The 25916-nt window shown below is 74.7% G+C and carries 22 protein-coding genes and 1 riboswitch; of the genes, 12 read left to right on the forward strand and 10 right to left on the reverse strand.

Features of this window, described 5'->3' with window-relative positions; genetic code table 11:
* Nucleotides 1–271 precede the first annotated feature (271 nt).
* Entirely contained in the window at nucleotides 272–1150 is an 879-nt protein-coding gene (locus GA0070622_RS17310) for an NAD(P)-dependent oxidoreductase (protein ID WP_091574254.1), read from the forward strand.
* A 96-nt stretch (nucleotides 1151–1246) separates the two neighbouring features.
* The gene (locus GA0070622_RS17315; protein ID WP_091574255.1) at nucleotides 1247–2311 is read left to right on the forward strand and encodes a PKD domain-containing protein; all 1065 of its coding nucleotides are present in this window, start codon (nucleotides 1247–1249) and stop codon (nucleotides 2309–2311) included.
* Nucleotides 2312–2360: 49 nt separating this feature from the next.
* Here GA0070622_RS17315 and GA0070622_RS17320 read toward each other — a convergent pair whose 3' ends face one another.
* The 3 genes from GA0070622_RS17320 to GA0070622_RS17330 are packed head-to-tail and all read right to left on the reverse strand — an operon-like array spanning nucleotide 2361 to nucleotide 4551.
* Nucleotides 2361–3002 carry a lysoplasmalogenase gene (locus GA0070622_RS17320; RefSeq protein ID WP_091574256.1) on the reverse strand — a complete coding sequence of 214 codons (642 nt, stop codon included), beginning with the start codon at nucleotides 3000–3002 and terminating at the stop codon, nucleotides 2361–2363.
* Nucleotides 2999–3826, reverse strand: a complete 828-nt coding sequence (locus GA0070622_RS17325) for a sterol desaturase family protein (protein ID WP_091574257.1) — start codon at nucleotides 3824–3826, stop codon at nucleotides 2999–3001. Before GA0070622_RS17325 ends, GA0070622_RS17320 begins: the two co-directional genes overlap by 4 nt.
* Complete coding sequence (locus tag GA0070622_RS17330) at nucleotides 3823–4551, reverse strand: FadR/GntR family transcriptional regulator (RefSeq protein ID WP_091577582.1); 729 nt, start codon at nucleotides 4549–4551, stop codon at nucleotides 3823–3825. Before GA0070622_RS17330 ends, GA0070622_RS17325 begins: the two co-directional genes overlap by 4 nt.
* Before the next feature lie 147 nt (nucleotides 4552–4698).
* Here GA0070622_RS17330 and htpG point away from each other — a divergent pair, with 147 nt between their 5' ends.
* Entirely contained in the window at nucleotides 4699–6591 is a 1893-nt protein-coding gene (gene htpG / locus GA0070622_RS17335; RefSeq protein ID WP_091574258.1) for a molecular chaperone HtpG, read from the forward strand.
* A gap of 66 nt (nucleotides 6592–6657) precedes the next feature.
* Here the strand turns inward: htpG and GA0070622_RS17340 are convergent, their stop codons facing one another.
* The 3 genes from GA0070622_RS17340 to GA0070622_RS17350 all read right to left on the reverse strand — a co-directional run bounded on the left by GA0070622_RS17340 (nucleotide 6658) and on the right by GA0070622_RS17350 (nucleotide 9504).
* Nucleotides 6658–7356 (reverse strand): SDR family oxidoreductase, encoded by a 699-nt coding sequence (locus GA0070622_RS17340; protein ID WP_091574259.1) that lies wholly within the window; start codon nucleotides 7354–7356, stop codon nucleotides 6658–6660.
* A gap of 32 nt (nucleotides 7357–7388) precedes the next feature.
* Nucleotides 7389–7865 carry a winged helix-turn-helix transcriptional regulator gene (locus GA0070622_RS17345; RefSeq protein WP_091574260.1) on the reverse strand — a complete coding sequence of 159 codons (477 nt, stop codon included), beginning with the start codon at nucleotides 7863–7865 and terminating at the stop codon, nucleotides 7389–7391.
* A gap of 76 nt (nucleotides 7866–7941) precedes the next feature.
* The gene (locus tag GA0070622_RS17350) at nucleotides 7942–9504 is read right to left on the reverse strand and encodes an LLM class flavin-dependent oxidoreductase (protein ID WP_091574261.1); all 1563 of its coding nucleotides are present in this window, start codon (nucleotides 9502–9504) and stop codon (nucleotides 7942–7944) included.
* Between the two features lie 254 nt (nucleotides 9505–9758).
* A riboswitch (cyclic di-AMP (ydaO/yuaA leader) is annotated at nucleotides 9759–9885 on the forward strand.
* A 4-nt stretch (nucleotides 9886–9889) separates the two neighbouring features.
* On the opposite strand from GA0070622_RS17350, the gene GA0070622_RS17355 reads away from it, so the two are divergent.
* Together GA0070622_RS17355 and GA0070622_RS17360 are read left to right on the forward strand one after the other, a co-directional pair.
* On the forward strand, nucleotides 9890–10513 hold the full coding sequence (locus GA0070622_RS17355) for a LysM peptidoglycan-binding domain-containing protein (RefSeq protein ID WP_091574262.1): 624 nt from the start codon (nucleotides 9890–9892) through the stop codon (nucleotides 10511–10513).
* 171 nt (nucleotides 10514–10684) lie between these two features.
* Complete coding sequence (locus tag GA0070622_RS17360) at nucleotides 10685–11134, forward strand: YbaB/EbfC family nucleoid-associated protein (RefSeq protein ID WP_091574263.1); 450 nt, start codon at nucleotides 10685–10687, stop codon at nucleotides 11132–11134.
* Nucleotides 11135–11200: 66 nt separating this feature from the next.
* On the opposite strand, the gene GA0070622_RS17365 is transcribed toward GA0070622_RS17360, so the two are convergent.
* From GA0070622_RS17365 to GA0070622_RS17380, 4 genes are all read right to left on the reverse strand, one after another.
* Nucleotides 11201–13264 (reverse strand): M4 family metallopeptidase, encoded by a 2064-nt coding sequence (locus GA0070622_RS17365; protein ID WP_091574264.1) that lies wholly within the window; start codon nucleotides 13262–13264, stop codon nucleotides 11201–11203.
* A 374-nt stretch (nucleotides 13265–13638) separates the two neighbouring features.
* Nucleotides 13639–15879, reverse strand: a complete 2241-nt coding sequence (locus tag GA0070622_RS17370; protein WP_245666378.1) for a transglycosylase domain-containing protein — start codon at nucleotides 15877–15879, stop codon at nucleotides 13639–13641.
* Nucleotides 15880–16173: 294 nt separating this feature from the next.
* Nucleotides 16174–16833 (reverse strand): hypothetical protein, encoded by a 660-nt coding sequence (locus GA0070622_RS17375; RefSeq protein WP_091574266.1) that lies wholly within the window; start codon nucleotides 16831–16833, stop codon nucleotides 16174–16176.
* Nucleotides 16834–16974: 141 nt separating this feature from the next.
* Nucleotides 16975–18135 carry a hypothetical protein gene (locus GA0070622_RS17380; RefSeq protein WP_091574267.1) on the reverse strand — a complete coding sequence of 387 codons (1161 nt, stop codon included), beginning with the start codon at nucleotides 18133–18135 and terminating at the stop codon, nucleotides 16975–16977.
* Between the two features lie 155 nt (nucleotides 18136–18290).
* Here GA0070622_RS17380 and GA0070622_RS17385 point away from each other — a divergent pair, with 155 nt between their 5' ends.
* The 7 genes from GA0070622_RS17385 (at nucleotide 18291) to GA0070622_RS17415 (ending at nucleotide 25905) form a co-directional block, all read left to right on the forward strand.
* Nucleotides 18291–19226 carry a diacylglycerol/lipid kinase family protein gene (locus tag GA0070622_RS17385; RefSeq protein WP_091577585.1) on the forward strand — a complete coding sequence of 312 codons (936 nt, stop codon included), beginning with the start codon at nucleotides 18291–18293 and terminating at the stop codon, nucleotides 19224–19226.
* 42 nt (nucleotides 19227–19268) lie between these two features.
* A complete protein-coding gene (locus tag GA0070622_RS17390; protein WP_091574268.1) occupies nucleotides 19269–20039 on the forward strand; it encodes a nucleotidyltransferase in 771 nt (256 codons plus the stop codon).
* Between the two features lie 46 nt (nucleotides 20040–20085).
* On the forward strand, nucleotides 20086–21054 hold the full coding sequence (locus GA0070622_RS17395; RefSeq protein WP_091574269.1) for an ABC transporter ATP-binding protein: 969 nt from the start codon (nucleotides 20086–20088) through the stop codon (nucleotides 21052–21054).
* Nucleotides 21047–21847: an ABC transporter permease gene (locus GA0070622_RS17400; RefSeq protein ID WP_091574270.1), complete on the forward strand. Its 801-nt coding sequence runs from the start codon at nucleotides 21047–21049 to the stop codon at nucleotides 21845–21847. The genes GA0070622_RS17395 and GA0070622_RS17400 overlap by 8 nt, the downstream gene beginning before the upstream one ends.
* A complete protein-coding gene (locus tag GA0070622_RS17405) occupies nucleotides 21844–22632 on the forward strand; it encodes an ABC transporter permease (protein ID WP_091574271.1) in 789 nt (262 codons plus the stop codon). Before GA0070622_RS17400 ends, GA0070622_RS17405 begins: the two co-directional genes overlap by 4 nt.
* 61 nt (nucleotides 22633–22693) lie before the next feature.
* Nucleotides 22694–25483 (forward strand): FAD-binding and (Fe-S)-binding domain-containing protein, encoded by a 2790-nt coding sequence (locus GA0070622_RS17410; RefSeq protein WP_245666379.1) that lies wholly within the window; start codon nucleotides 22694–22696, stop codon nucleotides 25481–25483.
* Entirely contained in the window at nucleotides 25483–25905 is a 423-nt protein-coding gene (locus GA0070622_RS17415) for a glutaredoxin family protein (protein ID WP_091574272.1), read from the forward strand. The genes GA0070622_RS17410 and GA0070622_RS17415 overlap by 1 nt, the downstream gene beginning before the upstream one ends.
* Nucleotides 25906–25916 lie beyond the last annotated feature (11 nt).

Here is a 25916-nt window from a genome sequence, read left to right on the forward strand (position 1 = left end):
CGCCGGGGCAGGCGTTGGTACGGCGGCGAGAACGACCACCGCGAGCGGGAGGGCGAGACGACGAAGCACGCCATCACGCTAGGAGTGCGTGGAAGTCCTTTCAAGGCTTGCAAGTGGACAGTCTTGATAAGAAAGGATTTCCAGAATCTTGCGAAAGTGAACGATGGTCCGGTGAGCTGCCGACCGACAAGTCGTCCGATCCGGAGTGTGGGACGCCGCCGTCCGGCCCCGCGCCTAGGCTGGCCCGGACGGGCGACGACGGGAGCGGTGGATGACACGGGTGGCGATGCTCGGCCTCGGCGGCATGGGGACGCCGATGGCGGCCAACCTGCTCGGCGCCGGCCTGGACACGGTGGTGTGGAACCGGCACCCGGAGCCGGCCCGTGCGCTCGCGGATCGGGGCGCCGAGGTGGCGGCCGATCCGGCCGACGCGGTCCGGCGGGCGGACGTGGCGGTGACCATGGTGACCGACGCCGCCGTGGTCCGCGCGATCGCCGTCGACCAGGGCATGCTCGCCGCGCTGCCGGCCGGGGCGGTCTGGGCGCAGATGAGCACCATCGGGGTCGCCGAGACCGGACGGCTGGCCGAGCTGGTCGCCGCCGAGCGCCCCGACGTCACGCTGGTCGACGCGCCGGTGGCCGGCAGTCGGGGCCCGGCCGAGCAGGGCAGGCTCGTGGTGCTCGCCTCCGGGCCGGACCAGGCCCGCGAGCGGGTCGCGCCGGTCTTCGACGCGGTCGGGCAGCGGACGCTGTGGCTCGGGCCGACCGGCGCCGGCTCGCGGCTCAAACTCGTCAACAACCTGCTGCTCGCGTTCGTCAACGAGGGCGTCGCCGCGGCGGTCGCCCTCGGCGACACGCTCGGCCTCGACCGCGACACCGTACGGGAGGCGCTGGGCGGCAGCCCGCTGGTGTCGCCGTGGGCGGCCGAGAAGCTGGGCCGGATCGTCCGCGACGAGCACGACGCGCAGTACGCGCTCGCGCTGGCGCTCAAGGACGTCGAGCTGGCGCTGCGGGAGGCGCCGCCGGGCAGCTTCCCGGCCGGCGAGGCGCTGGCCGCCGAGTGGCGGCACGCGGTGGACCAGGGCCTCGGCGGCGACGACCTGACCGTGGTGACCCGGGTGCTCGGATCCGGCGCGACCCGCCGACCTTAACCTCGGCGAGAGCTTCTCTTAGCCCGGCCCTGGGGTGCGGGTTCCTACCGTGGCCCGGTCGCATCCACAAGGGATACGGGGCCCCCAGGAGGAGAAGTGGTCAACCGACAGTTCGCCCGGATCGCCGTCGCGGTTCCGGGCGTGGTCGCCCTGCTGGCCGTCAACGCGGCGGGCGCGTCCGCCGCGGCCGACGCGCCGGCCAACGACAACCTGGCCGGCGCGCTGCCGGTCGGCGCGCTGCCGTTCGTCGACGGCCAGGATCTCAGCGCCGCCACCGTGCAGGAGGGCGAGCCGTCGTCCTGCTTCGAGGCCGGCCGGACGGTCTGGTACTCGTACACGCCCACCGCGGATCAACTGGTCACCGCCGGCACCGGGCCGGACTACCTCGGGGTCGCGGTCTACACCGGCGACTCCCTCGGGACCCTCGCCGAGGTCACCTGTCGCCCCACCTACGGCGGCACGCCCGTGACGTTCCCGGCGCGGGCCGGCACGACGTACCTTCTCCGGGTCGGCGCGGACTACGCCGAGCAGACGACGTTCCGGCTGGACGTGGCACCCGGCCCGGAGGTCGACTTCGACGTGGCCGACGTGGAGTGGAGCGTCTTCGACGAGGTCGCGTTCTGGCCCCGGCTGTACGACCCGGCCGGCCTGGGCATCGACCTGGGTTCGCTGGTCTGGGACTTCGGCGACGGCACCACGTCGACCGAGCAGTTCCCCCGGCACCGCTTCGCGTCCGACGGCGACCACCGGGTGCGGCTGACCGCGCGCACTGTCGACGGGCGGACCGCCTCGGCCACCCACACGTCCGTGGTCCGCACCCACGACGTGGCGGTGGTCAAGGTGAACACCCCCTCGACCGCCCGTGCCGGACAGCGCGTCGGCATCACCGTCGAGGTGCGCAACAACCGCTACGACGAGCACGTGGAGGTCCGCCTCGAACGCAGCAACCCGTGGGGATTCGAGCAGGTGGACGCCGCCACCAAGCCGGTTCCGGCGACGGACGGAGGCGGACGGACCTCGTTCTCGTTCACGTACGCCGTGACGCCGGAGGACGCGGCGATGGGCAAGGTGACCTTCCGCGCGGTGGCCGCGGTGCGGGACCACCGCGACGCGCTCCCGGCGGACAACCAGCTGCTCTCGGCCCCGGTCCGGGTGCGCTGACGGCTCCCGTGGGCGGCGGCACGACCTCGCGCCGCCGCCCACGTCGGGGTCAGGCCGGGGCCGGCGCCGGGTCGCGGGCCGGGCCGGCGGCGGCGTGGTCGGCCGCCCAGCCGGTGGTGATCAGCAGCAGCGCGGCGCTGTAGGTGCCCATCACCAGCAGGCCGGCGCCGGGCAGGTCCCCGCCGGCCGCGCCGACGCCGATCAGCAGGTCGGAGACGAGGAACAACGCGCCGCCGGCAGCGGTCCGCGCGGACACGCCGGTCGCGGCGGCGGCCATCAGGCACAGGGCCAGGCTGTAGCCGAGCACGGGCACCCGCAGCGGCCCCAACGCGCTCCACAGCAGGGCGTTGCCGGTCGCCCAGGCGAGCAGGTAGCCCACCCACGCCAGGGTCGGCGGGCGTCCGCGCCGCAGGAACCCGGTGAGGAACGCCAGCTGCGCCACCAGGAAGAACCCCATGCCGAGCAGGAACGCGGCCCGGCCCGGCACGAGCAGGGCCACGTCCCCGGCGGTGGCGGCGACCAGACCGACCGTCACCGCGTCCACCCGCCGTCGCCGCTGCCACAGGTACGCCAGCAGCACCGGCGCCAGCAGTGGCTTGGCCAGCCACTGGAGCGCCGTCGAGTCGAGCGCGACGCCGACCAGCTCGACCGCGGCGACCAGCCCGAACAGGGTCAGCCAGGAGCGCCTCACCGGGCCGGCTGCCAGCCGGGTCGGCCGAACAGGTAACCGAGGCGGTGCCGCCAGCACGTGGCCCGGCGCACGTCGGACCAGATCGCGGCGAACTCGTGGGTGGCCACCCGCAGCGGGTTGTAGGTGCCGATGTTCTTCGTGAGCCCGTAGCGCGCGGTGGCCCGCTCCGGCTCGAAGGTGCCGAACAGCCGGTCCCAGATGATCAGAATGCCGCCGTAGTTGCGGTCCAGGTATTCGGTGTTCGAGCCGTGGTGCACCCGGTGGTGCGACGGCGTGTTGAAGATCCACTCGATCGGCCGGGGCAGTACGTTGATCCGCTCGGTGTGCAGGAAGAACTGGTACAGCAGACTGACCGACTGCTGGAGGAGGATCATCCACGGCGGGATGCCGAGCAGCGCCAGCGCCAGCCAGAACGGCAGCGAGGTCATCGGCGTCCAGCTCTGCCGCAGCGCGGTGGAGAGGTTGTAGTAGACGCTGGAGTGGTGCACGACGTGGCTCGCCCAGAGCACGCGCACCTCGTGGTGGGAGCGGTGGAACCAGTAGTAGGCCAGGTCGTCGGCGAAGAAGAGGATCACCCAGGTCCACCAGTCGCCGGGGGAGAGGTGGACCGGCGCGACCGTCCACAGGGCCGCGAAGACACCGACCGTGAGCAGCTTCCACGGAAAGCCGATGATCTGGCTGCCCAGCCCCATCGACAGGCTGGTGGTGGTGTCGCGCAGCTCGTAGCCGCGTTCCTCGTCGTCGGGCAGGAAGCGGTAGGAGACCGCCTCGATGATGATCAGGAGCAGGAACGCCGGTACGGCGTACAGCACGGCGGGGATCATGCGCGCGCTTCCCTTCCGGTGGTGGGGGTGGTGGGGGTGGTGACCGGGGCGGTCAGCAGCGCCCGGGCGTGCCGGGCGGCCGCCGCACCCTGACCGGACGCGATCGCGGCGGCGAGGCGGCGGTGGCCGGCGACGTCGAGCAGTTCGGCGGTACGGGTGTCCGGGGGGACGTCGCCGACCGCGAACGTGCCGGCGACCAGGCTGTTGAAGGCCAGCTGGTAGGCGGTGTTGCCGCTGCCGCGCACGACCAGGCGCCAGATCGCGATGTTCGCCTCGGCCATCCGGTCCAGGTCGGGGGCGAGTGAGCCGTACTCCTCGGCGGCCCGGACCAGGGCGGCGACGACCGCCGTGTCGCCGCGCTCGGCGCAGAGCCGGGCCGCGTCGATGCCGACGCAGGCCCGCATCTCCAGCATGTCGCGCACCAGCGTCGCGACCGGAAGCACGTCACCGGAGCGGGCCAGCGACAGCGCCAGGTCGAGCCCGGCGTGCACCCGCCAGTCCAGCACCCGGGTCGCGCCGCCCTGGCTGACCCGGACCAGGCCGAGCTGTTGCAGCCGGCGCAACGCCTCCCGGACCGCGTGCCGGTTCACCGCGAAGGCGGCGGCCAGCTCGCGCTCGCCCGGCAGGGTCTCGTCCGGGCGGTAGCGACCGGACACGATCGCGTCGCGGAGCTGGCCGAAGACGTGGTCGGAGACCGAGGCGCGGGGGGCGGGGGCGAAGGCCATGGCCAGCAGTGTGGCCCCGCACACATCAACCCGTCAACTGGTTGGACCAGTCAGGTTTCGTTCGGCACCGGTCCGGCCGGTGGGTGCCGTCCCGGTCACCCCTCGTATCCTTTCCGCCGTAGCCCCGCAACCGGGAAGGGAGTCGGTGTGAGCGACCGGGTCGAGACGCTGGAGTTCCAGGCCGAGGCGCGTCAGCTGCTGCAGCTGATGGTGCACTCGATCTACTCGAACAAGGACGTCTTCCTGCGCGAACTGATCTCGAACGCGTCCGACGCGCTGGACAAGCTGCGGCTGACGTCGCTGGTCGACAAGGACCTGTCGGTCGACGCGTCCGACCTGCACATCGAGATCGAGGTGGACAGGGACGCCCGCACGCTGACCGTGCGGGACAACGGCATCGGCATGTCCCGCGACGAGGTGGTCGGCCTGATCGGCACGATCGCCAAGTCCGGCACCGCCGAGCTGCTGCGTACGCTGCGCGAGTCCAAGGACGCCGCCGCCGACCAGGACCTGATCGGCCAGTTCGGGGTCGGCTTCTACGCCACCTTCATGGTCGCCGACCGGGTGACGCTGCTGACCCGGCGGGCCGGGGAGACCGGCGGCACCCGTTGGGAGTCCTCCGGCGAGGGCACCTACTCCGTGGAGGCGGTCGACGAGGCGCCGCAGGGCACCTCGGTCACCCTGCACCTCAAGCCGGTCGACGCCGACGACAACCTGCACGACTACACCGCCGAGCGGACCATCCGCGAGATCGTCAAGCGCTACTCCGACTTCATCGCCTGGCCGATCCGGATGAGCGTGGACGTCCCCGGCGAGGACGGCGCCGCCACCCGCGAGGTGCAGACGCTCAACTCGATGAAGGCGCTCTGGGCGCGCTCGCGCGACGAGGTGGACGAGGCCGAGTACAAGGAGTTCTACCGGCACGTCGCGCACGACTGGGCCGACCCCCTCGAGACCATCCACATGCGCGGCGAGGGCACGTTCGAGTACGAGGCGCTGCTCTTCCTGCCCTCGCACGCCCCGCTCGACCTGTTCGCCCCGCAGGGCCGTCGTGGCGTGCAGCTCTACGTCAAGCGCGTGTTCATCATGGACGACTGCGAGGCGCTGATCCCCAACTACCTGCGCTTCGTCAAGGGTGTGGTGGACGCGCACGACCTGTCGCTGAACATCTCCCGGGAGATCCTGCAGCAGGACCGGCAGATCCGCGCGGTGCGCCGGCGGCTGGTCAAGAAGGTGCTGGGCACGCTCAAGGACATGTCGGCCGAGTCGTACCGCACGTTCTGGACCGAGTTCGGGCCGGTGGTCAAGGAGGGTCTGCTGGAGGACCCGGACAACACCGAGGCGCTGCTGGACCTGGTCCGCGCGGCCAGCACCCACGACCCGGCCGAGCCGACCACGCTGCGCGCCTACGTGGAGCGGATGAAGGACGGCCAGACCGAGATCTACTACGCCACCGGCGAGAACCGGGCCACCATCGAGAACTCGCCGCACCTGGAGGCGTTCCGGGCCAAGGGTTACGAGGTGCTGATCCTCACCGACCCGGTGGACGAGGTGTGGGTCGAGCGGGTCGGCGCGTACGACGGGAGGACGCTGCGCTCGGTGGCCAAGGGCCAGGTCGACCTGGAGACCGAGGAGGAGAAGGAGAAGGCCGAGGCCGAGCGGCAGGAGTACGCCGACCTGCTCACCTTCCTCGGCGGCGCGCTCACCGACAGCGTCAAGGAGGTGCGGCTGTCCACCCGGCTGACCACCTCGCCGGCCTGCGTGGTGGGCGACGCGCACGACATGACGCCGACGCTGGAGAAGATGTACCGGGCGATGGGTCAGGAGGTGCCCCGGGTCAAGCGGATCCTGGAGCTGAACCCGACCCACCCGCTGGTCACCGGCCTGCGCAAGGCGCACGGCGAGGGTGGCGACACCGCCGCGCTGACCGAGACCGCCGAGCTGCTGTACGGCATGGCGCTGCTGGCCGAGGGTGGCGACCTCGCCGACCCGGCCCGCTTCACCCGGATCCTCGCCGACCGCCTCGCCCGCGGCCTGTAGGTGTAAGGAAGGGCCCCTTCTTATCGCCTGGGCGATAAGAAGGGGCCCTTCCTTACACGCGGACGCTCAGGGGAGGTCGGGGTAGAGGGCGGCCACGCCGCCGGACAGTCCGGCCTGGACCCGGCGGGCGACGTCGTCGGCCAGGATCTCGTAGCTGTCGGACTCGATGCCGTCGGCAGCCATCCGGGCGACCTCGGCCGGGTCGGCCTTGGGTCCGGTGACGGCGGCGGCCATGTCGGTGTCCATGTAGCCGACGTGCAGGCCGGCGACCCGGACGCCCCGGTCGGCGAGCTCGACGCGCAGCGCGTTGGTCATCGACCACTCGGCGGCCTTCGCCGCCCCGTACGCGCCGACGCCGGGGAACGTGAACCAGGACAGGGCCGACATGACGTTCAGGATCGTCCCGCCGCCGTTCGCCGCGATCCGGGGCGCGAACGCCCGCACCACCGACAGCGTGCCGAGGTAGTGCGTCTCCAGCTCCAGCCGGATCTGGTCGAGGTCGCCGTCGAGCAGGTCGGCGCCGGTGCTCACGCCGGCGTTGTTGACCAGCAGCGTCACGTCGCCGGCGCGCTGCGCGGCGGCGGCCACCGAGGCGGGGTCGGTGACGTCCAGGCGTAGCGGGGTGACGCCGGGCAGGTCGACGCTGTCCGGGTTGCGCGCGCCGGCCCAGACCGTGGCGCCCCGCGCCACGAGTTCCGCGGCCAGGTGCCGGCCGAAGCCGCGGTTCGCGCCGGTGACCAGGGCGGTGCTTCCAGCGATCTTCATGTCTCGCTCCGAGGGTGCTGAGGGTGGGTGGATCAGGAGGCCCGCAGGCCCGGACCGGGCAGCACGGCCAGCTCGTCGGCCGGCACGTCGTGCCCGGCGTCGCAGCGCAGCCGGGCGTGCACGTCCGCCCCGCAGTCGTGATGGGTGACCAGGACGGACGGGCCGACCTCGTCGGCGGCGTACGCGTCGCCCCACTGGCGGAGGGCGACGAGCACGGGCAGCAGGTCGCGGCCCTTGGCGGTGAGCACGTACTCGTCGCGGGTGCGCTGCCCGGGCTCCCGGTAGGGCCGCCGGTCGAGCAGGCCGTCGGCGACGAGCTGCTTGAGGCGGGTGGCGGCGACCGGTTCGCTCACGCCGACCCGGCGGGCGAAGTCGTCGAAGCGCCGGGTGCCGAACGACGCCTCGCGCAGCAGGAGCAGCGTGGTGCGGTTGCCGACCACCTCGAGCGCCCGGGCGATCGAGCAGTTGGCGGTGGACCAGGAGTCGCGCTGCGCGAGGAAGTCCGTCATGGGCCCGACGCTACCGCGCTGACTTAGGGAAACAAAAGCCAGCTATCTCACGTCGCGGCTCGGGAATATCCGTCGGTCACAGCTGACCGGGGTAGAAGCCGTGCCGGGCCAGCGGCTCGACGATCTGGTGCTCCTCGTACGACAGGTGTGACAGCAGCGTGTCGGTGAGCAGGTCCGCCGCCTCCTGGAGCCCGGTGAAGTCACCCGGTCGGCTGATCAGCTCCACCAGCGCCCGGTCGACACCCTCCACCACGCCGTGGATCACCACGTGCTCCTCCTCCAGCCGGTCCAGCACCGCCGCCAGCCCGGCGTCGGCGCGGCGCAGGTGCGGGAAGACCGAGGCGTCCTCCAGTCCGTGGTGCTGGGTCACCACGGTGCAGTACGCGGCGCAGTACGCGCCCAGCGTCCAGTTGTTCTGCCGCAGGGTCATCTCGTTCAGCGCGGCCCGCGCCCCGCCCGGCGAGACCGCGCCCCGCGTGACCTGTTCCAGCAGGTCCCGCACCTGGGCCAGCTCCCGGCGCAGGTGGTCGTGCACGTCCACCAGATGTTGCCCCGCGGCCTGCGCGTGGGCCGGGTAGACGTGCCCGGCCGGCGCCGGCGGGGCGGTCGGACGGGTCGACTCGTCCCAGAGGCGGCGCGCGCTCAGGCGTACCCCCGGGTCGGGCGTGGGGGTGACCGCGAGGGTGGTCGGAACGCCGCCGGCGGCCTGCTCCCGCGCGACGGCGCGGGCGCCGCTGCCCGACGTGGTGCGCTCGGCCGCGACCAGCTCCCGGACCGCCGGCGCCACCTCCTGGGCGAAGAGCTGGATGGCGCGCGGCTCGTCGCTGCCCAGGACGAAGGTGGTGATGCCGTGCTCCAGGGTGAGCCCGGCCAGGTCCTCCACCCACCGCTGCGGCGGCCCGGCCAGGAACCCCGTGGACGAGCGGGTGAAACTGCCGGTCACGTTGAGCATCCGGCGGATCTCGCCGGGGTCCCGCCCGGCGGCCCGCGCGCCCTCGTCGACCAGCGCGTTGAGTGCGGGCAGCTCGTCGGGCCCGTTCGGCAGGTAGGCCAACGACGGCAGCCAGCCGTCCGCGGCGCGACCGACCAGGCGCAGCATGCGTGGCTTGTACGCGCCCACCCAGATGCCCACCGGATGGGCCGGCGCCGGTCCGCGCTTCGCGCCGACCACCCGGTAGTGCTCCCCGGCGACGCGGATCATCCCGCGTCGGTCGGTGCCCCAGACCTCCCGGATGACCTGGATCGCCTCGTCGAGCGCGTCGACCGCCGCGCCGGGGGAGAGCCGCCGCCCGCCGGCCGCCTCGATCGCGTCCCAGAACGCGCCCGCGCCCAGCCCCAGCTCGACCCGGCCGCCGGTGAGCAGGTCCAGGCTGGCCACGCTGCGGGCGAGCACCACCGGCTGGCGCAGCGGCAGGTTGAGCACGTTGCCGGCCAGTCCGATCCGGTCGGTGGCGGCGGCCACGTACGACATCAGCGTCCACGTGTCCAGGAAACCCGGCTGGTAGGGGTGGTCCTGGAAGGTGACCAGGTCCAGCCCGACCTGCTCGCAGAGCGAGGCGAGGGCCACCACCTGGTCCGGCCGTCCGGCGGTGGGGGTGAGGAAGCCGCCGAAGGCCAGCTCGTGTCCGTGCTCGGTCATCCGTGCCGCTCCTCGTGCGATCTTGCCGGTCCCGCCCACGGTAGCCCGGGGCCGGGACGCCCGGGCGGGGCGTCCGGATCCGGCCCGGACGTCCCGCTACCACGTCGTCGTGTCCCGTGTGCGCGGTCGCCCACGTGGGTGACGAACATCCCAAGAAGTGGGCGATCGCCCGAAATCGTCCCTAGCGTCGGTGGCGTCCGCGGTCGCGGACACCACGGGCCGGTAACGCCTAATCCCGCCGCCGGCCCGGCGGTAACCGAACCTCGGCGGGAGCGGGGGACCCAACGTTCCTCGGTGCACGTCACCTCGGGGTGAAGCCGCCAGCGGCGGCCGGGCTCCTCGGCCCGAACCCGACAGCTCACCTCGTCGGCGTGGAGGAATCCCCATGGCAACTGCATACGCAGCCCGTCGTACCGCCGTCGGCGTGGTCCTGGCCGGCGCCGCGGTCCTGTTCGCTCCGGCCGTCCCGGCCAGCGCCTCCGGCGTCAACTGGGACGCCGTCGCGCGGTGCGAGTCCGGCGGCAACTGGCACATCAACACCGGCAACGGCTACTACGGCGGGCTCCAGTTCTCGCGCGGCACCTGGAACGGCCACGGCGGGAAGAAGTACGCCGCCCGGGCGGACCTGGCCAGCCGGTCGGAGCAGATCGCCGTCGCCGAGCGGGTCCTGGACGGGCAGGGCATCGGCGCCTGGCCGGTCTGCGGCCGCAAGGGCGGATCCGGCTCGTCCCCGAAGAAGGCGGCCGACCGTCCCACGCCGCGGAAGGCGGACCGCCCCGCGCCGAGGAAGGTCACCGACCGGCCCACCACGACGAGGTCCACGGTGGACCGACCGGCCGGGCGGGGCGGCGCCGGCACCTACCGGGTGCGCTCCGGCGACACACTCTCCGGCATCGCCGTCGCGGCGCACGTCGCCGGGGGGTGGCGGGCGCTGCACGAGCGCAACCGCGCCGTCGTCGGCGACGATCCGGGCCTGATCTTCCCGGGTCAGCGACTGCGCCTGCGCTGAGCCGACGAACGCCCGGCCGGGGCTCCGGCCGGGCGTTCGCGGTCGCGCGACACGCCGGGCGCGCGGCGCCCGACCTGCTCGCTTGCGGGCGGGGCCGGCCGGTGACCGCGCTCGGTCGGTGCCGGTTGCTATGGTCACGATGCTCGGCTAAGACGTGAAGAAAGCGCGGATATGACCATCGACCCGTTCTCGGCCGCCGCGAGCCTCGACGAGCTCCTGAGCCGGACGCAGCAGGCGCTCGCGGCGATGCGGTCCCGGGCCGGCGTGCACCCCGACGGCGAGCCGGGCGAGTTGCTCCGGGCCGAGGGCGCCGCGGCCGACGGCCGCGTCCGGGCGGTCGCCGTCCAGGGTGGCCGACTGGACTCGGTCGCCGTCGACCCGGACCTGGCCGGCGAGCCGCTGGAGGTCCTCTGCGGACACGTCGTCGCCGCCGTCAACGCCGCGCTGGCCGAGCTGGACGCCCGGGTCAGCGACTCGGCCCGGGCCGACGCCGACGCCCTGGCGGCCCGCCTCGGCGGCCTGCCCGACCAGGCGGAGCTGTTCAGCCGGGCGATGCACGAGGTGGCCGCGCGGATCCCGCGCGACCGGGGCGCCGCGTCCCGGGCCGGCCGCCCGGCCTGACCGACCTGCCGACGCGACGAAGCGGCCGGCCGCCCGGAGGACGACGACCGGCCGCTCGCCCTACGGTCAGCTCAGGGTGACCGCGGTGTCGTCGACGACGAAGGACGTCTGCAGGGAGCTGTCCTCCACGCCGCTGAACGAGATGGTCGCCGTGGTGCCGGCCAGCGACGAGACGTCGAAGGACCGCTGCACGTAGCCGGTGGCCTTGTTCAGGTTCGAGTAGGTCGCCAGCGTGGTGCTGCCGGCCTTGACGGTGAGCTTGTCGTACGCGGTGGTCGTGGTCGACTCCGCGCTGTCGATGTGCAGCCAGAAGCTCAGCGTCGCGCGGCAGCCGGCCGGAACGGTCACCGACTGGCTCAGGGTGTCGGTGTGCGACGAGCCGTAGCCGTCGAGCCAGGCCTTGTACGAGCCGCCGTGCGCGGCCTGGCCGCTGTCCGTGGTGATGACGCCGGACGAGGCGGTCCAGTTCACGGCGCCCGACTCGAAGCCGGGGTTGGCCAGCTTGTTGCCGGAGCAGCCGCCCGACGGCGGGGTGGTCGTGGTGGTCGGCGTGGGCGTCGGGGTGCCGCCGGCGCACGTCGGGTCACCGGACTGGGCCGGCACGCTGACCGCGTTCCAGGCCGCCTTGACCGTGTCGAACTCGGCGCAGCTGCCCGGGTAGAGGTTCTTCGCCGCCTGCAGCGTCCAGGTGCGGTACTTCAGGTACGACGAGGACGAGGTCTTCAGCAGCATCGCGTTGTACATGATCTTGATGGCCTTCTGGATCCCCAGACCGGTCACGCTGCTGCCGTTGCAGGTCGAACTGGTCGGCTGCCCGTTGGTCGGGCTGCTGCCGTTGGCCAGCAGGTAGAACCAGTGGTTGCCGGGGCCGGCGGAGGCGTGCACCTCGCCGCCCGGGACGCTGCTGGAGTAGCAGTTCGGGTCGCCGAGCGCGGACGGGTTGTACATGTTGCGGATCGGGCCGGAGCCGACCAGATTGATCTTCTCGCCGACCAGGAAGTCCGGCGCGTCGTAGCTGGACGGCTCGTTGGCGAACCACTCGGTGGCCGCGCCGAACGTGTCCGCCACGAACTCCTGGGTGCCGCCGCCGGAGATGCCGCCCGGGGTGTGGTCGTCGATGCCGTGGCCGATCTCGTGCGCCACCACGTCGAGCGAGCCGATCCACTGACCGGCGGTGTTCTTGCCGATCTGCACCTGGGTGCCGTCGTAGTAGGCGTTCTGGTCGTTCAGGCCCACCCGGATCGGCCAGTAGCCGCCGTTGCCGTCGGCGCCGTTGCGGCCCAGCCACTGGCTGAGCATCTTGTGCTCGGTCTGCGCGGCGAAGAGCGCGTCGACGCAGCCGGTCTCCTTGTTGGTGGCGGTGCCGTTGCCCCAGGCGTCGTCGGAGCCGCTGAACGTGGTGTTGTTCGCCGCGTCCTGGCAGCTCAGGTTCGTGACGGTCGGGTCCTTCATGGAGTAGGTGCCGCCGGACTGGGTGGTGTTGAGCGTGAGCGGGCTCGGGCCGTTCCAGGCGCCGGTGCCGGTGCCGTGCACGATGTGCTCCTGCGTGCGCAGCACCGCCCCGGTGCGGGCGTCGACGTCGACGGTGAGTCGGCTCGGGCCCTCGGCGTCCGTGCCGCGCACGGTGGTCTCCCAGGCCAGCGTCGGGCTGGCGCCGAGCGTGTAGACGACGAGTGCGGTGCCCTCGACCGAGCTGACGGTCCGGAGCTGGGCGCGCGCCTTCTTCGCGCCCGCGGCCGGGGTCAGCGTGGGGGTGGTGACGAGGGCGCCGATGGGCCGCTGCTGGGCGACGGAGGCGTACTTCAGGTTGCCGGCGGCGTCGGTGGCCAGCACGAAGTCGCCGCCGACCACCGGCAGGCCCTTGTAGGTGCGCTCGTAGGGCACGTACTGGGTGCCCTCGGAGGAGATGACCGGCTTCTGGACGAACGCGTCGTCGGAACCGGCCTGGAGGTAGGCGGGGCGGTTCGCGACCAGCGCGCGGGCCGAGTCGGCGGCGGCCGCGCGGGCCTGCGCCGGGTTGGGGGCGGCGGGGCCCGGTGGGGCGGCCTGCACGGCCGCGGCGGTGCCGGCGGCGATCACGCCGGCCGCGACCGCGCCGGAGAGCGCGGCGAGGCGAGGTGAGAGCTTCACGAGGGTTCGCTCCTGTTCTGAGGCGCGCAGCACGGAGCCCGGTGGGGACGGGCGGCGCGGTGATGCGAGGCGGGGTGACGGTCGGTCACCGGAGCTGCCGGCGTGGCTCCGGGTCGACAGATCGACCGTCCGGGTCGCCGGGGGTCGACGACTCGTGGGTGCACGATCACACGCCGCCGGAGCCGGGATCAATGGGTGACCGGGGCAACCGACTTCCGCCGGACACCCGGCCGTCGGCCGGAATTCAGGAAGCCATGATCTTCAATAGCCCCTGATCAGGCCGAATATCGTCCGCAGTGGATGGATGCGAAGGCGTCATACGGCTTTTGCCGTGGTGTGCGGATGGCGCACATAGGTTCGATCGTCCCCCGGGGTCAGCGCGGTCCCCGGCTGCGCGTCGGCGATCCGGTCGGCGACGGCGACGGCGACGACGTCGGACGCACGGTCGGCCGGCCGGTCGGGCGCGGGCTCGGACTCGACGGCGTCGGGCGGGGCGTCGCCGACGCCGACGCCGACGGGCTCGGCGCGGAGGTGGTCGGGGCCGGCGTCGACGGGGAGGGCTCCGGCGCGTCCCCCGGGAAGCTCGGCTCCCGGAACCGGTACCGGTCCGGGTCGAGCTTCATCGCCTCGGTGGCCCGGGACATGAACTGCCGCCAGATCGGCGCGGCCCCGGTCGAGCCGTACACCTCGTAACTGCCGCCCCGGGTCCGCAACGGCTTGCCGTCGGTGGTGCCCAGCCAGACGGCCGAGGCCAGCGCGCCGGTCCAGCCGACCATCCAGGTGTGCACGTTCTGCGTGGTGCTCTGCCCCGCCTGCCAGGTGCCGGTCTTGCCGGCGGAGTCCCACCCGTTGTCCAGTCGGGCCGCCCGGACCCGACGTAACGTCCAGTCGAGCTGATCGATCGCCTCCCGGTCCAGGCCGAGGTCGGTCTGGCGCACCTGCTCCGTCCACACCTCCTCGTCGCCCTTGGTCACCGAGCGGACGAAGTGGGCGTCGGCCCGCTTGCCGCCGGCAGCGAAGGTGGCCATCCCGTTGGCGTGGTCCTGCACCGTGACGCCGTACTGGCCGATGCCGACCTCGGTGGAGAACCGCTTCGCCACCTGGTCGGCCGGGTCGCCGCGCAGGTCGACGCGCTGCGGCTGCGGGTTGCCGCGCACGGTCTCCCACATCGACTCGACGCCGGCCCGCCGGGCCATGTCGATCACCCGGGCGGTGCCCAGCTTCTCGGTCAGCTCGAAGTAGGTGACGTTCAGCGAGGCGACGGTGGCCTCCCAGAGCGCGCAGTCCGGCTGGCAGGGCGCGTGCTCGGCGTTGCGGATCGGCCCGGCCGCGCTGCCCCGGGTGCGACCCGAGGCGGGGAACTCCTTGGTGTCCGGCGAGTCGAACCGCTGCTTCACCGAGATGCCGTCGCGCACGGCGGCGGCCAGGTCGTAGACCTTGAACGAGGAGCCCGGCGGGTGCTGGCCGAACCCGCGCGCCTGGCCCTTCTCGTCGTAGTACCAGCCCGCGTAGTCGGCGCCGGAGCCCCGGTCACCGCCGTAGTAGCCGAGCACCCGTCCGGTGCCCGGCTCCACCGCCACCAGCGCCGCCTGCCAGTTCTTCGGCTGCCCCCGCACCGCCTCCGGCGCGCTGTCCCGGCGGATGTCCGCCGACGCCTCCGCCGCGTCCTGCACCCGCTTGTCGACGGTGGTGACGATCCGGTAGCCGCCGTCACGGATCACCTCGTCCGGCTTGCCCCGGAACGGCTCCGTCCGCCGCAGCTCGGCCAGCACGTGGTTGACCACCAGGCCGGTCGGTCGGTCCAGGTCCGACCGGCCGGCGTCCGGGTCGACCGGGCGCACCGTGTCCGGGTACGCGAGATCCGCCGCCTGCCGCGGCGTGAGGTAGCCCAGCTTCACCATGCCGTCCCGGATGTAGTTCCACCGGTCGATCGAGTTCTGTTTCGCGGTCGCGTTGCGGGCCGGGTCGTAGCCCGGCGCGCCCTGCGGATCGGCCGGGTCCGCCTCCGGCTGCTTCACCATCGCGCACAACACCATCGCCTCGGCCTGGGTGAGCTGCTGCGCCGCCGGCGCGTCCCGGCGCACGGTCTTGCCGAAGAACGTCTGCGCGGCCGCCTCGATCCCGTACGCGCCCCGGCCGAACGGCACCGTGTTCAGGTAGAAGCCGAGGATCTCCTCCTTGCTGTACGTGTCGTCGAGCTTCCAGGCGATCACGGCCTCGCGCAGCTTCCGCGAGTAGGTCACCCCCCGCAGGTCCGCGGCGACCCGCGCGTACTGCTGGGTGAGGGTGGAGGCGCCCTGCCGCTGCCCGCCGGTGACGTTGGCCCAGGCCGCCCGGAGCACGCCCTTGACGTCAATGCCCTGGTTGGTCCAGAACGTGCGGTCCTCGGCCGCGACGATGGCCTGCTTGGCCGAGTCGTTCATCTCGTCGTACGGGACGATGGTGCGGTTCTGCGCACCGAGCTTCGCCATCGGCGTGCGCCCGTCGGCGTAGAAGACGGTGGTCGACTCCGGCAGCTTCAGGTCGGTGGGCGTGGGGACGCTGTCGAAGTAGTAACCGCCGGCGACCAGGCCGCACCCGGCCAGCAACGTGCAGATCGCCAGGAAGACCGCCACCCGCCGTCGTCGGCGTCTCGGCCGGGCCGGTGTGGCGCCGCCAGGTCCCCGGACCTCTCCGTTGTGCCGCACGCGACACCTCCGAACTGATCGGCCGAATCGTGTCCCTGCCCGGCTCGCAGGCTAACCGAGCTGCGCCGACGGCACCGGCCTGCGGGCGTCGACCGGTGTGGCGGCGGCCCGTCGCGGGCCGCGCGCCGGGCGGCACGGCGCCGCACGGCGCGGCCCCGTGCGGTACGGCGCCGGGCCGCGCGGGTCGGGGCGGCACGGCGCCGCCCCGACCCGGTCCGCCGGTCAGTGCGTCGCCCATCCCGCCGCGCGGCCGTTGCGCCCCCGCCGGCCGATCCGGCGTACCGGCCAGCGGTCGTTGCCGCCCGGATGCGCCGGTGCCGGCCGCCACATCGACCGCAGTTCGGTGCCGTCCGGCGCCGGGAAGATCCCCCGGTCGAGATAGCCGAGCCGGCGCAGCAGCGACCCGTACGGCTCGTCGTCCACCTGCGCGTACGTGGGCAGGCTCAGCGTGTCCATCCGGCGTTGCGCGCCGGCGAGCGCCTCCGCCGCCCCACCACCGGGCGCGGCGAGCAGCGCCAGGTGGTTGTGCGGCTCGACCGGCCGTCGCGCGGCCAGCTCGTCGTCGAGCCGGCGGAACCGGTCCACGTCCGGGCCGGCGACCGCGCCGAGGCGGTCGACGTACCGGCGGGGCGGGGGGATCGGGCGGTAGCGGTGGAACCACACCGTGGCGGCGGTGCCGTCGGGCAGCAGGAACGCGTCGCCGAAGAGCAACGCGTGTTCGGTCCAGATCCGCGCCACGGCGGCGAGGACGGCGGAGCGGCGCGGCGCGTCGGGGACGAGCCACGCCGCCAGGGCGGTGGGGGAGAGGGCCTCGGCGACGAGGTCGGCGATCCGGCCGACGTCGCACCATCTGGCCCGGATGACGGGCATTGCTCCGGTCATGGTGGAACTCCTGGTCACCAGTGTGATCGAGGAAGGATGCCGGGCGCCGGACGGTGGTCGACGGCGCCGCCGCGCGCGGTCGCGCGGCCCCGGGCGCGCACGCCCGGTCACCGGATCGAGGGTGCTGCCGGTGCGCGCCGGTCAGGCCGGGCGGGTGCCCGGACGCGACGAACGGGACGCCGGCAGGCGGTCGGCGGCCGGATGTCCGAACGGGTCTGCCAAGGGCGGGCAGGCCCAGGCGGCGGCGTCGGCGTCCGCCGGGTCGCCGTGCCCGGCGCCGCGGGGGTGCACCGCGCCGTCCGGCGGCAGCGGCACGACCGGTGCCGGCGCGAGGTCGACCGGACCGGGCCGGGCGACGGTCGCCGCCGCGGCGCGGGCCGGAACCATGACGACGGTCGCGCCGCCGGGAGCAGCGGCCGGCGCCGCGACCCGGACGGCCACCGGCCCGACGCCCCCGGCTCCGGGAGCCCGGCGGGCCGGAGCCGTCGCCGTGCCGGCCGGCGCGGCGGCGTCCGGTGGTCGTGCCCCCGGTGCCCCGGGCGCCCCGGGAGCGGTGGGCGGGGGCGCGGGCGCCGACGGCGCGGGGGGATCGAGCAGGTCGGTGATCGGGTGGAGCGGGGCGAGTACCGGGTCCAGCGGTCGCAGCACCGGCTCCAGCACACGCCGCACCGGACCGAGGACCGGGCGCAGCGGGCGGACCACGGGGGCGAGCGCGCCGGCGACCGGCGTGAGCACGTCCGCCGCCACCGGGTCGGTGACCGGCCGCAACGCGTCCGCGACCGGGGTGAGCACGCGGGCCCGCGCCGGCTCGGTGACCGGGCGCAGGGCGTCCGCGACGGGGGCGAGCACCTGGTCCGGCGCGGGTTCGGTGCCCGGGCGCGGAGTGCCGGTGGTCGGGGCGCGCACCCGGTCGCGCGCCGGGGCCGCCGCCGCCGGGTCCACCCGCGGGCGCGGCGCCCCGCGCACCGGACGGGCACGCGCCGGTCGGTCGACCGCCGACCGGACCGCGGGCGGCGTGGTCCGAGCCGTCGGCGGCGGTGGCGTCCCGGGCGCCGGTGGCGGTGCCTCCGGAACGGTCGCCCGGACCTCGTCGAATCCGGACGGTGACACGCCCAGCACCGGACCCAGCGCGCCGGTGAGCAACCGGACGACGCCGGGCGGCGACGCGGATGGTGGGCGCTCGGCGGCGTGGGCGGCGCCGGCGGCGGCGACCTCGTGCGCCGCCCAGACCGCGACGACGCCGCCGAGCAGCAGGCCGAGGCGCAGCGCCCAGCGTGCCGGCGGCCCGACCCGTCGCGTCATCCCCGCACCCCCCGGGACCCGGCGTGCAGCGACGCCGGTCACTGCCCGAACTCTACCGAACGTGGCGGTCCGGGCACAGCATGCCGCTGATCGGTTTCGGGCGCGGCCCCCACCGACAGGCGTGGCACGCGGGCCGTCCGGGTACCACCGTCGGCATGAGTACGAGCACGGCGGACCGCGCCGACACCGACACCGTGGCCGCCCCCGCCGGCGTGGTGGCGGTCGTCGCCCACCGGAAGAAGACGTTCGGCGGCGGCCTCGACGAGCTGCGCGCCCGGCTGGCCACCGCCGGCGTCGAGCGGCTGATCTGGCACGAGGTGCCGAAGAGCCGTAAGGCCCCGAAGCGGGTCCGCGCGGCGCTCGACGAGGGCGCCGACCTGGTGCTGGTCTGGGGCGGGGACGGCATGGTGCAGCGGTGCGCCGACACGCTGGCCGGCACCGGCGTGCCGATGGGCATCCTGCCCGCCGGCACCGCCAACCTCTTCGCCGCCAACCTCGGTATCCCCGCCGACCTGCCGGAGGCGGTGCGCATCGCGCTGCACGGCCGGCGGCGCCGGCTGGACCTGGGCCGGCTCAACGGGGAGCACTTCGCGGTGATGGCCGGCGCCGGCTTCGACGGCGACCTGATCCGCGACGCCGACCGCAAGCTCAAGGGCCGGTTCGGCCGGGTCGCGTACGTCTGGACCGCGTTGCGGCACGTGCGCGGCGAGTGCGTCCGCACCCGGATCCGGGTCGACGGCTCGGACTGGTTCGACGGCGAGGCGAGCTGCGTGCTGTTCGGCAACGTCGGCACCATCACCGGCGGCATTCCGGCCTTCGACGACGCCCGGCCCGACGACGGGGTGCTCGAGGTCGGCGTCGCCACCGCCAGCGGCGCCGTGGACTGGGCGCGCACGTTGGGCCGGATGGCCGCCGGCCGCTCCGACGACTCACCGTTCGTGCGGATCACCCGGGGCCGCAAGATCCGGGTCCGGTTCGCCGCGCCGAAGACGTACGAGCTGGACGGCGGCGCGCGGGGCACGGCGAAACGGCTGAAGGTCACGGTGGTACCGGGCGGATTGACGGTCTGCTGCCCCGACCCGCTGGACTGACCCGGCCGGCGCCGGGCCGGACGCGCCCGGCAGGATGCGGGCATGCGCGACGACGTACGCGACTACCTCGCCGACCTGGTGCGGCGCTCCCGGGACGTGCTCGGCGACGACCTGGTCGGGGCGTACGCGGCCGGTTCGGTCGGATTGGGCGCCTACCAGCCGGGCCGCAGCGACGTGGACGTGGCGCTGCTGGTCGCCGCGTCGCCCGCCGGGGCCGCCCGGCGGGCGCTGGTGGACCGGCTGCGGCACGAGGCGCTGCCCTGCCCGGCGCGCGGCCTGGAGCTGGTCGTCTACCGCCGCGACGTGGCCGCCTCCGGCACCCCGGAGCCCGGCTTCGAGGTGGAGCTGAACACCGGGGCCACCATGCCGTTCCGGGCCACCTACGACCCGGCCGACCGGCCCGCCGCCGACGGGCGGTTCTGGTACGCGCTCGACCGCAGCATCCTGCGCCAGTCCGGCCTGACCCTGCTCGGCCCGCCCGCCGCCGAGGTCTTCGCCGACCCGGCGCCGACCGTGCTGCGGGCGCTGCTGGTCGACGCGCTGCGCTGGTGGCTGGCGCTGCCCACCCCGCCCGGCGACGCGCCCGCACCCGGGGCCGAGGACGCCGTGCTCGGGGCCTGCCGCGCGCTGGTGCGCTGCCGCGACGGCGTCTGGCTGGGCAAGGTCGACGCCGGCCTGCGGGTGGCGGCCGACGACCCGGACGCGCCGCTGATCCGGGCCTGCGTCGCCGCCCGCCGGGGCGGCCCGCCCCCGTCCGGCGCGGCGGCCCGCGCGTTCCAGCGGCGGGTGCTGGCGCAGCTCGACGACGGCTGAGGAAAATCGATGTCGTCCGGGCCCGCCGTGTGGTTAGGGTCGGACGATGATCGAGGTGCGCGACCTCGCCAAGCACTTCCGGGTGCACCGGCGGCAGCCCGGCCTGGCCGCGTCGCTGCGCTCCCTGGTCCGTCGCGAGCACGTCACCGTCCGCGCGGTCGACGGGGTCGGCTTCACCATCCCCGCCGGTGAGGTGGTCGGCTTCCTCGGCCCCAACGGCGCCGGCAAGACCACCACGCTGAAGTGCCTCACCGGCCTGCTGCACCCCAGCGCCGGCACGGTCCGGGTGCTGGGGCACACCCCGCACCGCCGGGAGCCGGCCTTCCTGCGCCGCGTCTCGCTGGTGATGGGCCAGCGCAACGGGCTGTTCTGGGACCTGCCGGCGGCCGACGCGTTCGAGGTCAACCGGGCGGTCTACGGCCTCGCCGAGGGACCGTACCGGGCCGCGCTCGACGAGCTGGTCGACCTGCTCGGCCTCGCCCCGCTGCTCGGTCGGCAGGTGCGCGTGCTGAGCCTCGGCGAGCGGATGCGCTGCGAGCTGGCCGGGGCGTTGCTGCACCGCCCGGACGTGCTCTTCCTCGACGAGCCGACTCTCGGCCTCGACGTCAACGGGCAGGCCGCGGTCCGTGCCTTCCTCCGCGACTACAACGCCCGCCACGGCGCGACCGTGCTGCTGACCAGCCACTACATGGGCGACGTGACCGCGCTGGCCCGCCGGGTGCTGGTCATCGACCGGGGCGCCCTGCGGTTCGACGGCGACCTCGCCGCGCTGGTCGAGGCGCACTCGCCGCACCGGCTGGTCCGGGTCACGCTGCGCGAGCCCGCCCCCGCCGGCGCCTGGGCCGGGCTCGGCGAGCCGGTCGACGTCGACGGCGCGGTCGTCACGCTGGCGGTGCCCCGGGCCGAGACGGCGGCGGTCGCCGCCCGGCTGCTGGCCACCCTGCCGGTCGACGACGTGGCGATCGGGGACCCACCGGTCGAGGAGATCATCCGGGCGGTCTTCGCCGGTGCGTGACACCCTCACCGCCTACCGGGCGCTGGCGCGCGGCGGCACGCTGGTGGCCGTCACCTACCGGGGCCGGCTGGTGCTGCGCGTGCTCACCGGCTTCTTCCCGCTGCTCATGATGGCGGTCTGGCTGACCGTGGTCGCCGAGGCCGGCCCGCCGGCCGGCTGGACCAGCGCCGACTTCCTCGCCTACTACGCGGCCGCGACGCTGATGGCGAACCTCTCCGGCGACCACGTCGTCTGGCAGTGGGACGCCGACCTGCGCAGCGGCGACCTGTCGCTGCGGCTGCTGCGCCCGCTGCACCCGTTCCACCAGTACGCCGCCGCCGACCTCGGGCAGCGCCTGGTGATCCTGGTGGCGCTCGCGCCGGCCCTGGCGCTGGCCGCGGTGCTCAGCCCCGACCTGGACTACCCGGTCACCCCGGCCCGACTGGCCGCCGTCGCGGCCGCGGCGGCGCTGGCGTACGCGTTGGGTCTGCTGACCGCGTCCACGTTCGCGTTGCTCGGCTTCTGGAGCACCCAGACCGCGAACGTGTGGTTGCTCTGGTGGGGGCTCGGCTCGTTCGCCTCCGGCTGGGTCGCCCCGCTGGAGCTGCTGCCGCCGTGGCTGCGCACCGCCGCGGTGGTGCTGCCCTTCCGCAGCATGATGGGCTTCCCGGTGGAGCTGGTGACCGGCCGGCTGGACGGTGGTGAGACCGCGCTCGGCTTCGCCGTCGGTCTCGGCTGGCTCGGGGTGTTCGCGCTGCTCTACCGGATCGGCTGGCGTCGGGCCGTACGCCGGCACCAGGCGGTGGCCGGGTGATCCGCCGGCAGCTGCGGGTGCTGCGGATCTGCTGGCGCGCGGCGGTCGCCGCCGACCTGGAGTACCGGTTGCAGTTCCTCTCCGCCGCCGCGTTGAGCGCGTTCTGGATGGTGTGGGCCGTGGCCGGGGCCTCGGTCTACTTCCGCTTCGCCGGGTCCGTGGCCGGTTGGACGCACGGCGAGGTGCTGGTCGTCATCGGCCTGTTCTTCACGCTCAACGGCCTGCGCCAGACGCTGCTGCAACCCAACCTGGAACTGATGAGCGACCACGTCCGCCGCGGCACCCTCGACTTCCTGCTCACCAAGCCGTTCGATGCCCAACTGCTGGTGAGCCTCGGACGGGTGCGGGTGACCAACCTGCTCGACCCGGCGCTGGGCCTGGTGCTCGTCACGGTGGGCGTGGTGCTGTCCGGGCGCGGGGTCTCGCCGGGCCGGCTGGCCGCCTTCCTGCTGCTGTTGGGCTGCGCCGCGGTGCTGCTGTACGCGCTGACCGTGCTGCTGATGGCGGCGACCGTGGTGCTGGTGGCGGCGGAGGACCTGGACCGGGTCTCGTTCGCCTTCGTCGAGCTGTCCCGCTTCCCGGTCGACCTCTACCGCGACCCGGCCCGCACGCTGCTCACCGTCGTCCCGGTCGCGTTCCTCACCACGTACCCGGGTGCGGCCCTGCTGGGCCGGCTCGACGCCCGGATGCTGCCGGTCGCGGTGGCGGTGGCCGCCGGCGCGGTGGTGGTGGCCACCGGGGCGTGGCGGCGGGCGCTGCGGTCGTACGCCGGGGCGGGCGGCTGACCGGCGCGCCGCCGGGCCGTCCCCGCCGGTGACTAGGGTGGGCGGGGGAGGTGCGGTGATCATGGAGCTGAGCGCGGAGATCCGGGCCGGGCTGGAGTCGGTGGTGCCCGGCGGGGTGGCGACCCGGGCGGCGGACCGGCTGCGGCTGGCCCACGACGCGTCGCACTACCTGCTGCACCCCGGCGCGGTGGTCACCCCGACCGACGCCGGCCAGGTCGCCGCGCTGCTCGCGCAGAGCCGGCGCGGCGGCGTCCCGCTGACCTTCCGCTCCGGCGGCACCAGCCTCAGCGGCCAGGCGGTCACCGACCGGCTGCTGGTCGACGTCCGCCGACACTTCCGCGACCTGACCGTGCTCGACGACGGGCGGCGGGTCCGGGTGCAGCCCGGCGTGGTGCTGCGCCAGGTCAACGCGCGGCTCGCGCCGTACGGCCGCAAGCTCGGCCCGGACCCGGCCAGCGAGTCCGCGTGCACCGTCGGCGGCGTGGTCGCCAACAACTCCAGCGGCATGACCTGCGGCACCGAGTTCAACACCTACCGGACGCTGGAGTCGCTGGTGCTGGTGCTGCCCAGCGGCACCGTGCTGGACACCGGCGGCGCGGACGCCGACGCCCGGCTGCGCGCCGCCGAGCCGGACCTGCACGCCGGGCTGCTGCGGTTGCGCGACCGGGTGCGCGGCAACCCCGACTCGGTGCGCCGGGTCCGCGCCCAGTACGCCATGAAGAACACCATGGGGTACGGCGTGAACGCGTTCCTCGACCACGACGACCCGGTCGACCTGCTCACCCGGCTGGTGGTCGGCAGTGAGGGCACGCTCGCGTTCGTCGCGTCGGCGACGTTCCGCACCGTACCGGTGCACCGGCACGCCGCGACCGGTCTGCTGGTCTTCGACTCGCTCGGCGCGGCGACGGCCGCCATGCCGGAGCTGGTGGCCGCCGGGCCGGCGGCGGTCGAGCTGCTCGACGCCGCCGCCCTGCGGGTCGCCCAGCGGGACCCGAAGGCGGACGCCGCGCTGCGCGGCCTGGCCGTGCGCGGGCACGCCGCGCTGCTGGTCGAGTGGCAGGAGTCCGACCCGGACGCGCTGGCCGGGCGGGTCGCCGCCGCCGAGCCGGTGCTGGCCGGGCTGCCGTTGACCGCGCCGGCCCGGCTCAGCGGGGAACCCGCCGCCCGCGCCGCGCTCTGGCACATCCGCAAGGGTCTCTACGCCGCGGTGGCCGGCGCCCGCCCGTCCGGCACCACCGCGCTGCTGGAGGACGTCGCCGTGCCGGTCGAGGCCCTCGCGGGCACCTGCGCGGCGTTGGCCGAGCTGTTCGACCGGCACCGCTACGCCGACAGCGTGATCTTCGGCCACGCCAAGGACGGCAACCTGCACTTCATGCTCAACGAGCGGTTCGCCGACGGCGCGGCCCCCACCCGCTACGCCGACTTCACCGAGGAGATGGTCGACCTGGTCCTCGGCCACGGCGGCACGCTGAAGGCCGAGCACGGCACCGGCCGGGTGATGGCCCCCTACGTGCGCCGCCAGTTCGGCGACGAGCTGTACGACGTGATGCGGCAGGTGAAGACGCTCTGCGACCCGGACGGCGTGCTCAACCCCGGCGTGCTGCTCAGCGACGACCCGGAAATCCACCTGCGGCACCTGAAGACCGTGCCGACGGTGGAGGAGGAGGTGGACCGGTGCGTCGAGTGCGGCTACTGCGAGCCGGTCTGCCCCAGCCGCGACCTCACCACCACGCCCCGGCAGCGGATCGTGCTGCGCCGCGAGATCGCCGCCGCCGAGGCCGCCGGCGACCGGGCGCTGGCCCGGGAGCTGACCGACGCGTACGACTACGACGCGGTGCAGACCTGCGCCGTGGACGGCATGTGCGCCACCGCCTGCCCGGTCCTGATCAACACGGGTGACCTGGTCAAGCGGCTGCGCGCCGAGGAGCACGGGCGGGCCACGCGCACCGGCTGGCGGGGCGCGGCCCGACGCTGGGACGCCACCACCCGGGGCATGGCCCGGGGGCTGGACCTGGCCGGCGCGCTGCCGCCCGCGCTGCCCGAGGCGGCCACCCGGGCCGCCCGCGCCGTGCTCGGCGCGGACCGGGTGCCGCAGTGGCGGCGGGACCTGCCGCGCGGCGGCACGCCCCGCCAGGCCCACCCGGCGGACGACCCGGACGCCGTCTTCGTGCCGTCCTGCCTCGGCACGCTGTTCGCCCCGGCCGAGGGCGGCGTCGGCGTGGCCGCCGCGCTGCTCACGCTCGCCGACCGGGCCGGCGTCCGCCTGCTCGTGCCGGACGGGATCGGCGACCTCTGCTGCGGCACGCCCTGGTCGTCCAAGGGCCTCACCGACGGCTACCGCGCGGTGCGCGACCGGGTCCCGCCGGTGCTGCGCGCGGCCAGCCGCGACGGGGCGCTGCCGGTGGTCAGCGACGCCGCCTCCTGCACCGAGGGCTTCGACCGGCTGCTCGCCGACGCCGGTGACCTGCGGGTGGTCGACGCCGTCTCCTACACCGCCGCCACGCTGCTGCCGCGACTGACCGTACGCCGGCGGCTCGGCTCGCTCGCGCTGCACCCGACCTGCTCGTCCACCCGGCTCGGCCTGGACGACGCGCTGCTCACGGTGGCCCGCGCGATCGCCGACGAGGTGGTGGTCCCGGATGGCTGGCAGTGCTGCGGCTTCGCCGGCGACCGGGGCCTGCTGCACCCGGAGCTGACCGCGTCGGCCACCCGGGCCGAGGCCGCCGCCGTCACCGCGCGCCCCTTCGACGGGTACGCCTCGGTGAACCGCACCTGCGAGATCGGCCTGGCCCGGGCCACCGGGCAGCCGTACCGACACCTGCTGGAGCTGCTGGCCGAGGTGACCGCCTGATGGGGCGCAGCTGGTGGCTCGCCGGGCTGATGCTCGTCGTCGGCGTGCTGGTGGGCGTCGCCCAGGAGGGCGTGGCGTCGTCCGTGCTGGGCTTCGCGGGCTTCGCCGTCCTGGCCGCGCTTTTCTCGCCGCTGGCCTTCCCCCGGTCGCTGAGCGCGGCCGAGGCGCGCCGGCGCAGCGCGCGCGACGGCCGCCCGGTCGTCTACTGGCGTCCCGGCTGCACCTACTGCCTCCGGTTGCGCCTGCGACTGGGCCGGCACGCCGGGCGGGCGCACTGGGTGGACATCTGGCGTGACCCGGAGGCAGCGGCGGCGGTCCGGGCGGTCACCGGCGGCGACGAGACCGTCCCGACGGTGGTGCTGCCGGACCAGGCCGTGGTGAACCCCGACCCGGCCTGGCTGCGCGCGCGGCTCCGGGCCTGACGGCGGGGCCG

The organism is Micromonospora sediminicola, assembly GCF_900089585.1.
GTDB classification, from domain to species: Bacteria; Actinomycetota; Actinomycetes; order Mycobacteriales; family Micromonosporaceae; genus Micromonospora; species Micromonospora sediminicola.

Excerpts from the sequence above, each read along its gene's own strand:
- GA0070622_RS17375 (WP_091574266.1), bottom strand. The coding sequence starts at position 16,833 with ATGACCGGAGCAATGCCCGTCATCCGGGCCAGATGGTGCGACGTCGGC.
- GA0070622_RS17360 (WP_091574263.1), top strand. The coding sequence starts at position 10,685 with ATGACCATCGACCCGTTCTCGGCCGCCGCGAGCCTCGACGAGCTCCTG.
- GA0070622_RS17355 (WP_091574262.1), top strand. The coding sequence starts at position 9,890 with ATGGCAACTGCATACGCAGCCCGTCGTACCGCCGTCGGCGTGGTCCTG.
- GA0070622_RS17345 (WP_091574260.1), bottom strand. The coding sequence starts at position 7,865 with ATGACGGACTTCCTCGCGCAGCGCGACTCCTGGTCCACCGCCAACTGC.
- GA0070622_RS17410 (WP_245666379.1), top strand. The coding sequence starts at position 22,694 with ATGGAGCTGAGCGCGGAGATCCGGGCCGGGCTGGAGTCGGTGGTGCCC.
- GA0070622_RS17310 (WP_091574254.1), top strand. The coding sequence starts at position 272 with ATGACACGGGTGGCGATGCTCGGCCTCGGCGGCATGGGGACGCCGATG.
- GA0070622_RS17340 (WP_091574259.1), bottom strand. The coding sequence starts at position 7,356 with ATGAAGATCGCTGGAAGCACCGCCCTGGTCACCGGCGCGAACCGCGGC.
- GA0070622_RS17350 (WP_091574261.1), bottom strand. The coding sequence starts at position 9,504 with ATGACCGAGCACGGACACGAGCTGGCCTTCGGCGGCTTCCTCACCCCC.
- GA0070622_RS17380 (WP_091574267.1), bottom strand. The coding sequence starts at position 18,135 with ATGACGCGACGGGTCGGGCCGCCGGCACGCTGGGCGCTGCGCCTCGGC.
- GA0070622_RS17330 (WP_091577582.1), bottom strand. The coding sequence starts at position 4,551 with ATGGCCTTCGCCCCCGCCCCCCGCGCCTCGGTCTCCGACCACGTCTTC.
- GA0070622_RS17325 (WP_091574257.1), bottom strand. The coding sequence starts at position 3,826 with ATGATCCCCGCCGTGCTGTACGCCGTACCGGCGTTCCTGCTCCTGATC.
- GA0070622_RS17390 (WP_091574268.1), top strand. The coding sequence starts at position 19,269 with ATGCGCGACGACGTACGCGACTACCTCGCCGACCTGGTGCGGCGCTCC.
- GA0070622_RS17415 (WP_091574272.1), top strand. The coding sequence starts at position 25,483 with ATGGGGCGCAGCTGGTGGCTCGCCGGGCTGATGCTCGTCGTCGGCGTG.
- GA0070622_RS17395 (WP_091574269.1), top strand. The coding sequence starts at position 20,086 with ATGATCGAGGTGCGCGACCTCGCCAAGCACTTCCGGGTGCACCGGCGG.
- GA0070622_RS17385 (WP_091577585.1), top strand. The coding sequence starts at position 18,291 with ATGAGTACGAGCACGGCGGACCGCGCCGACACCGACACCGTGGCCGCC.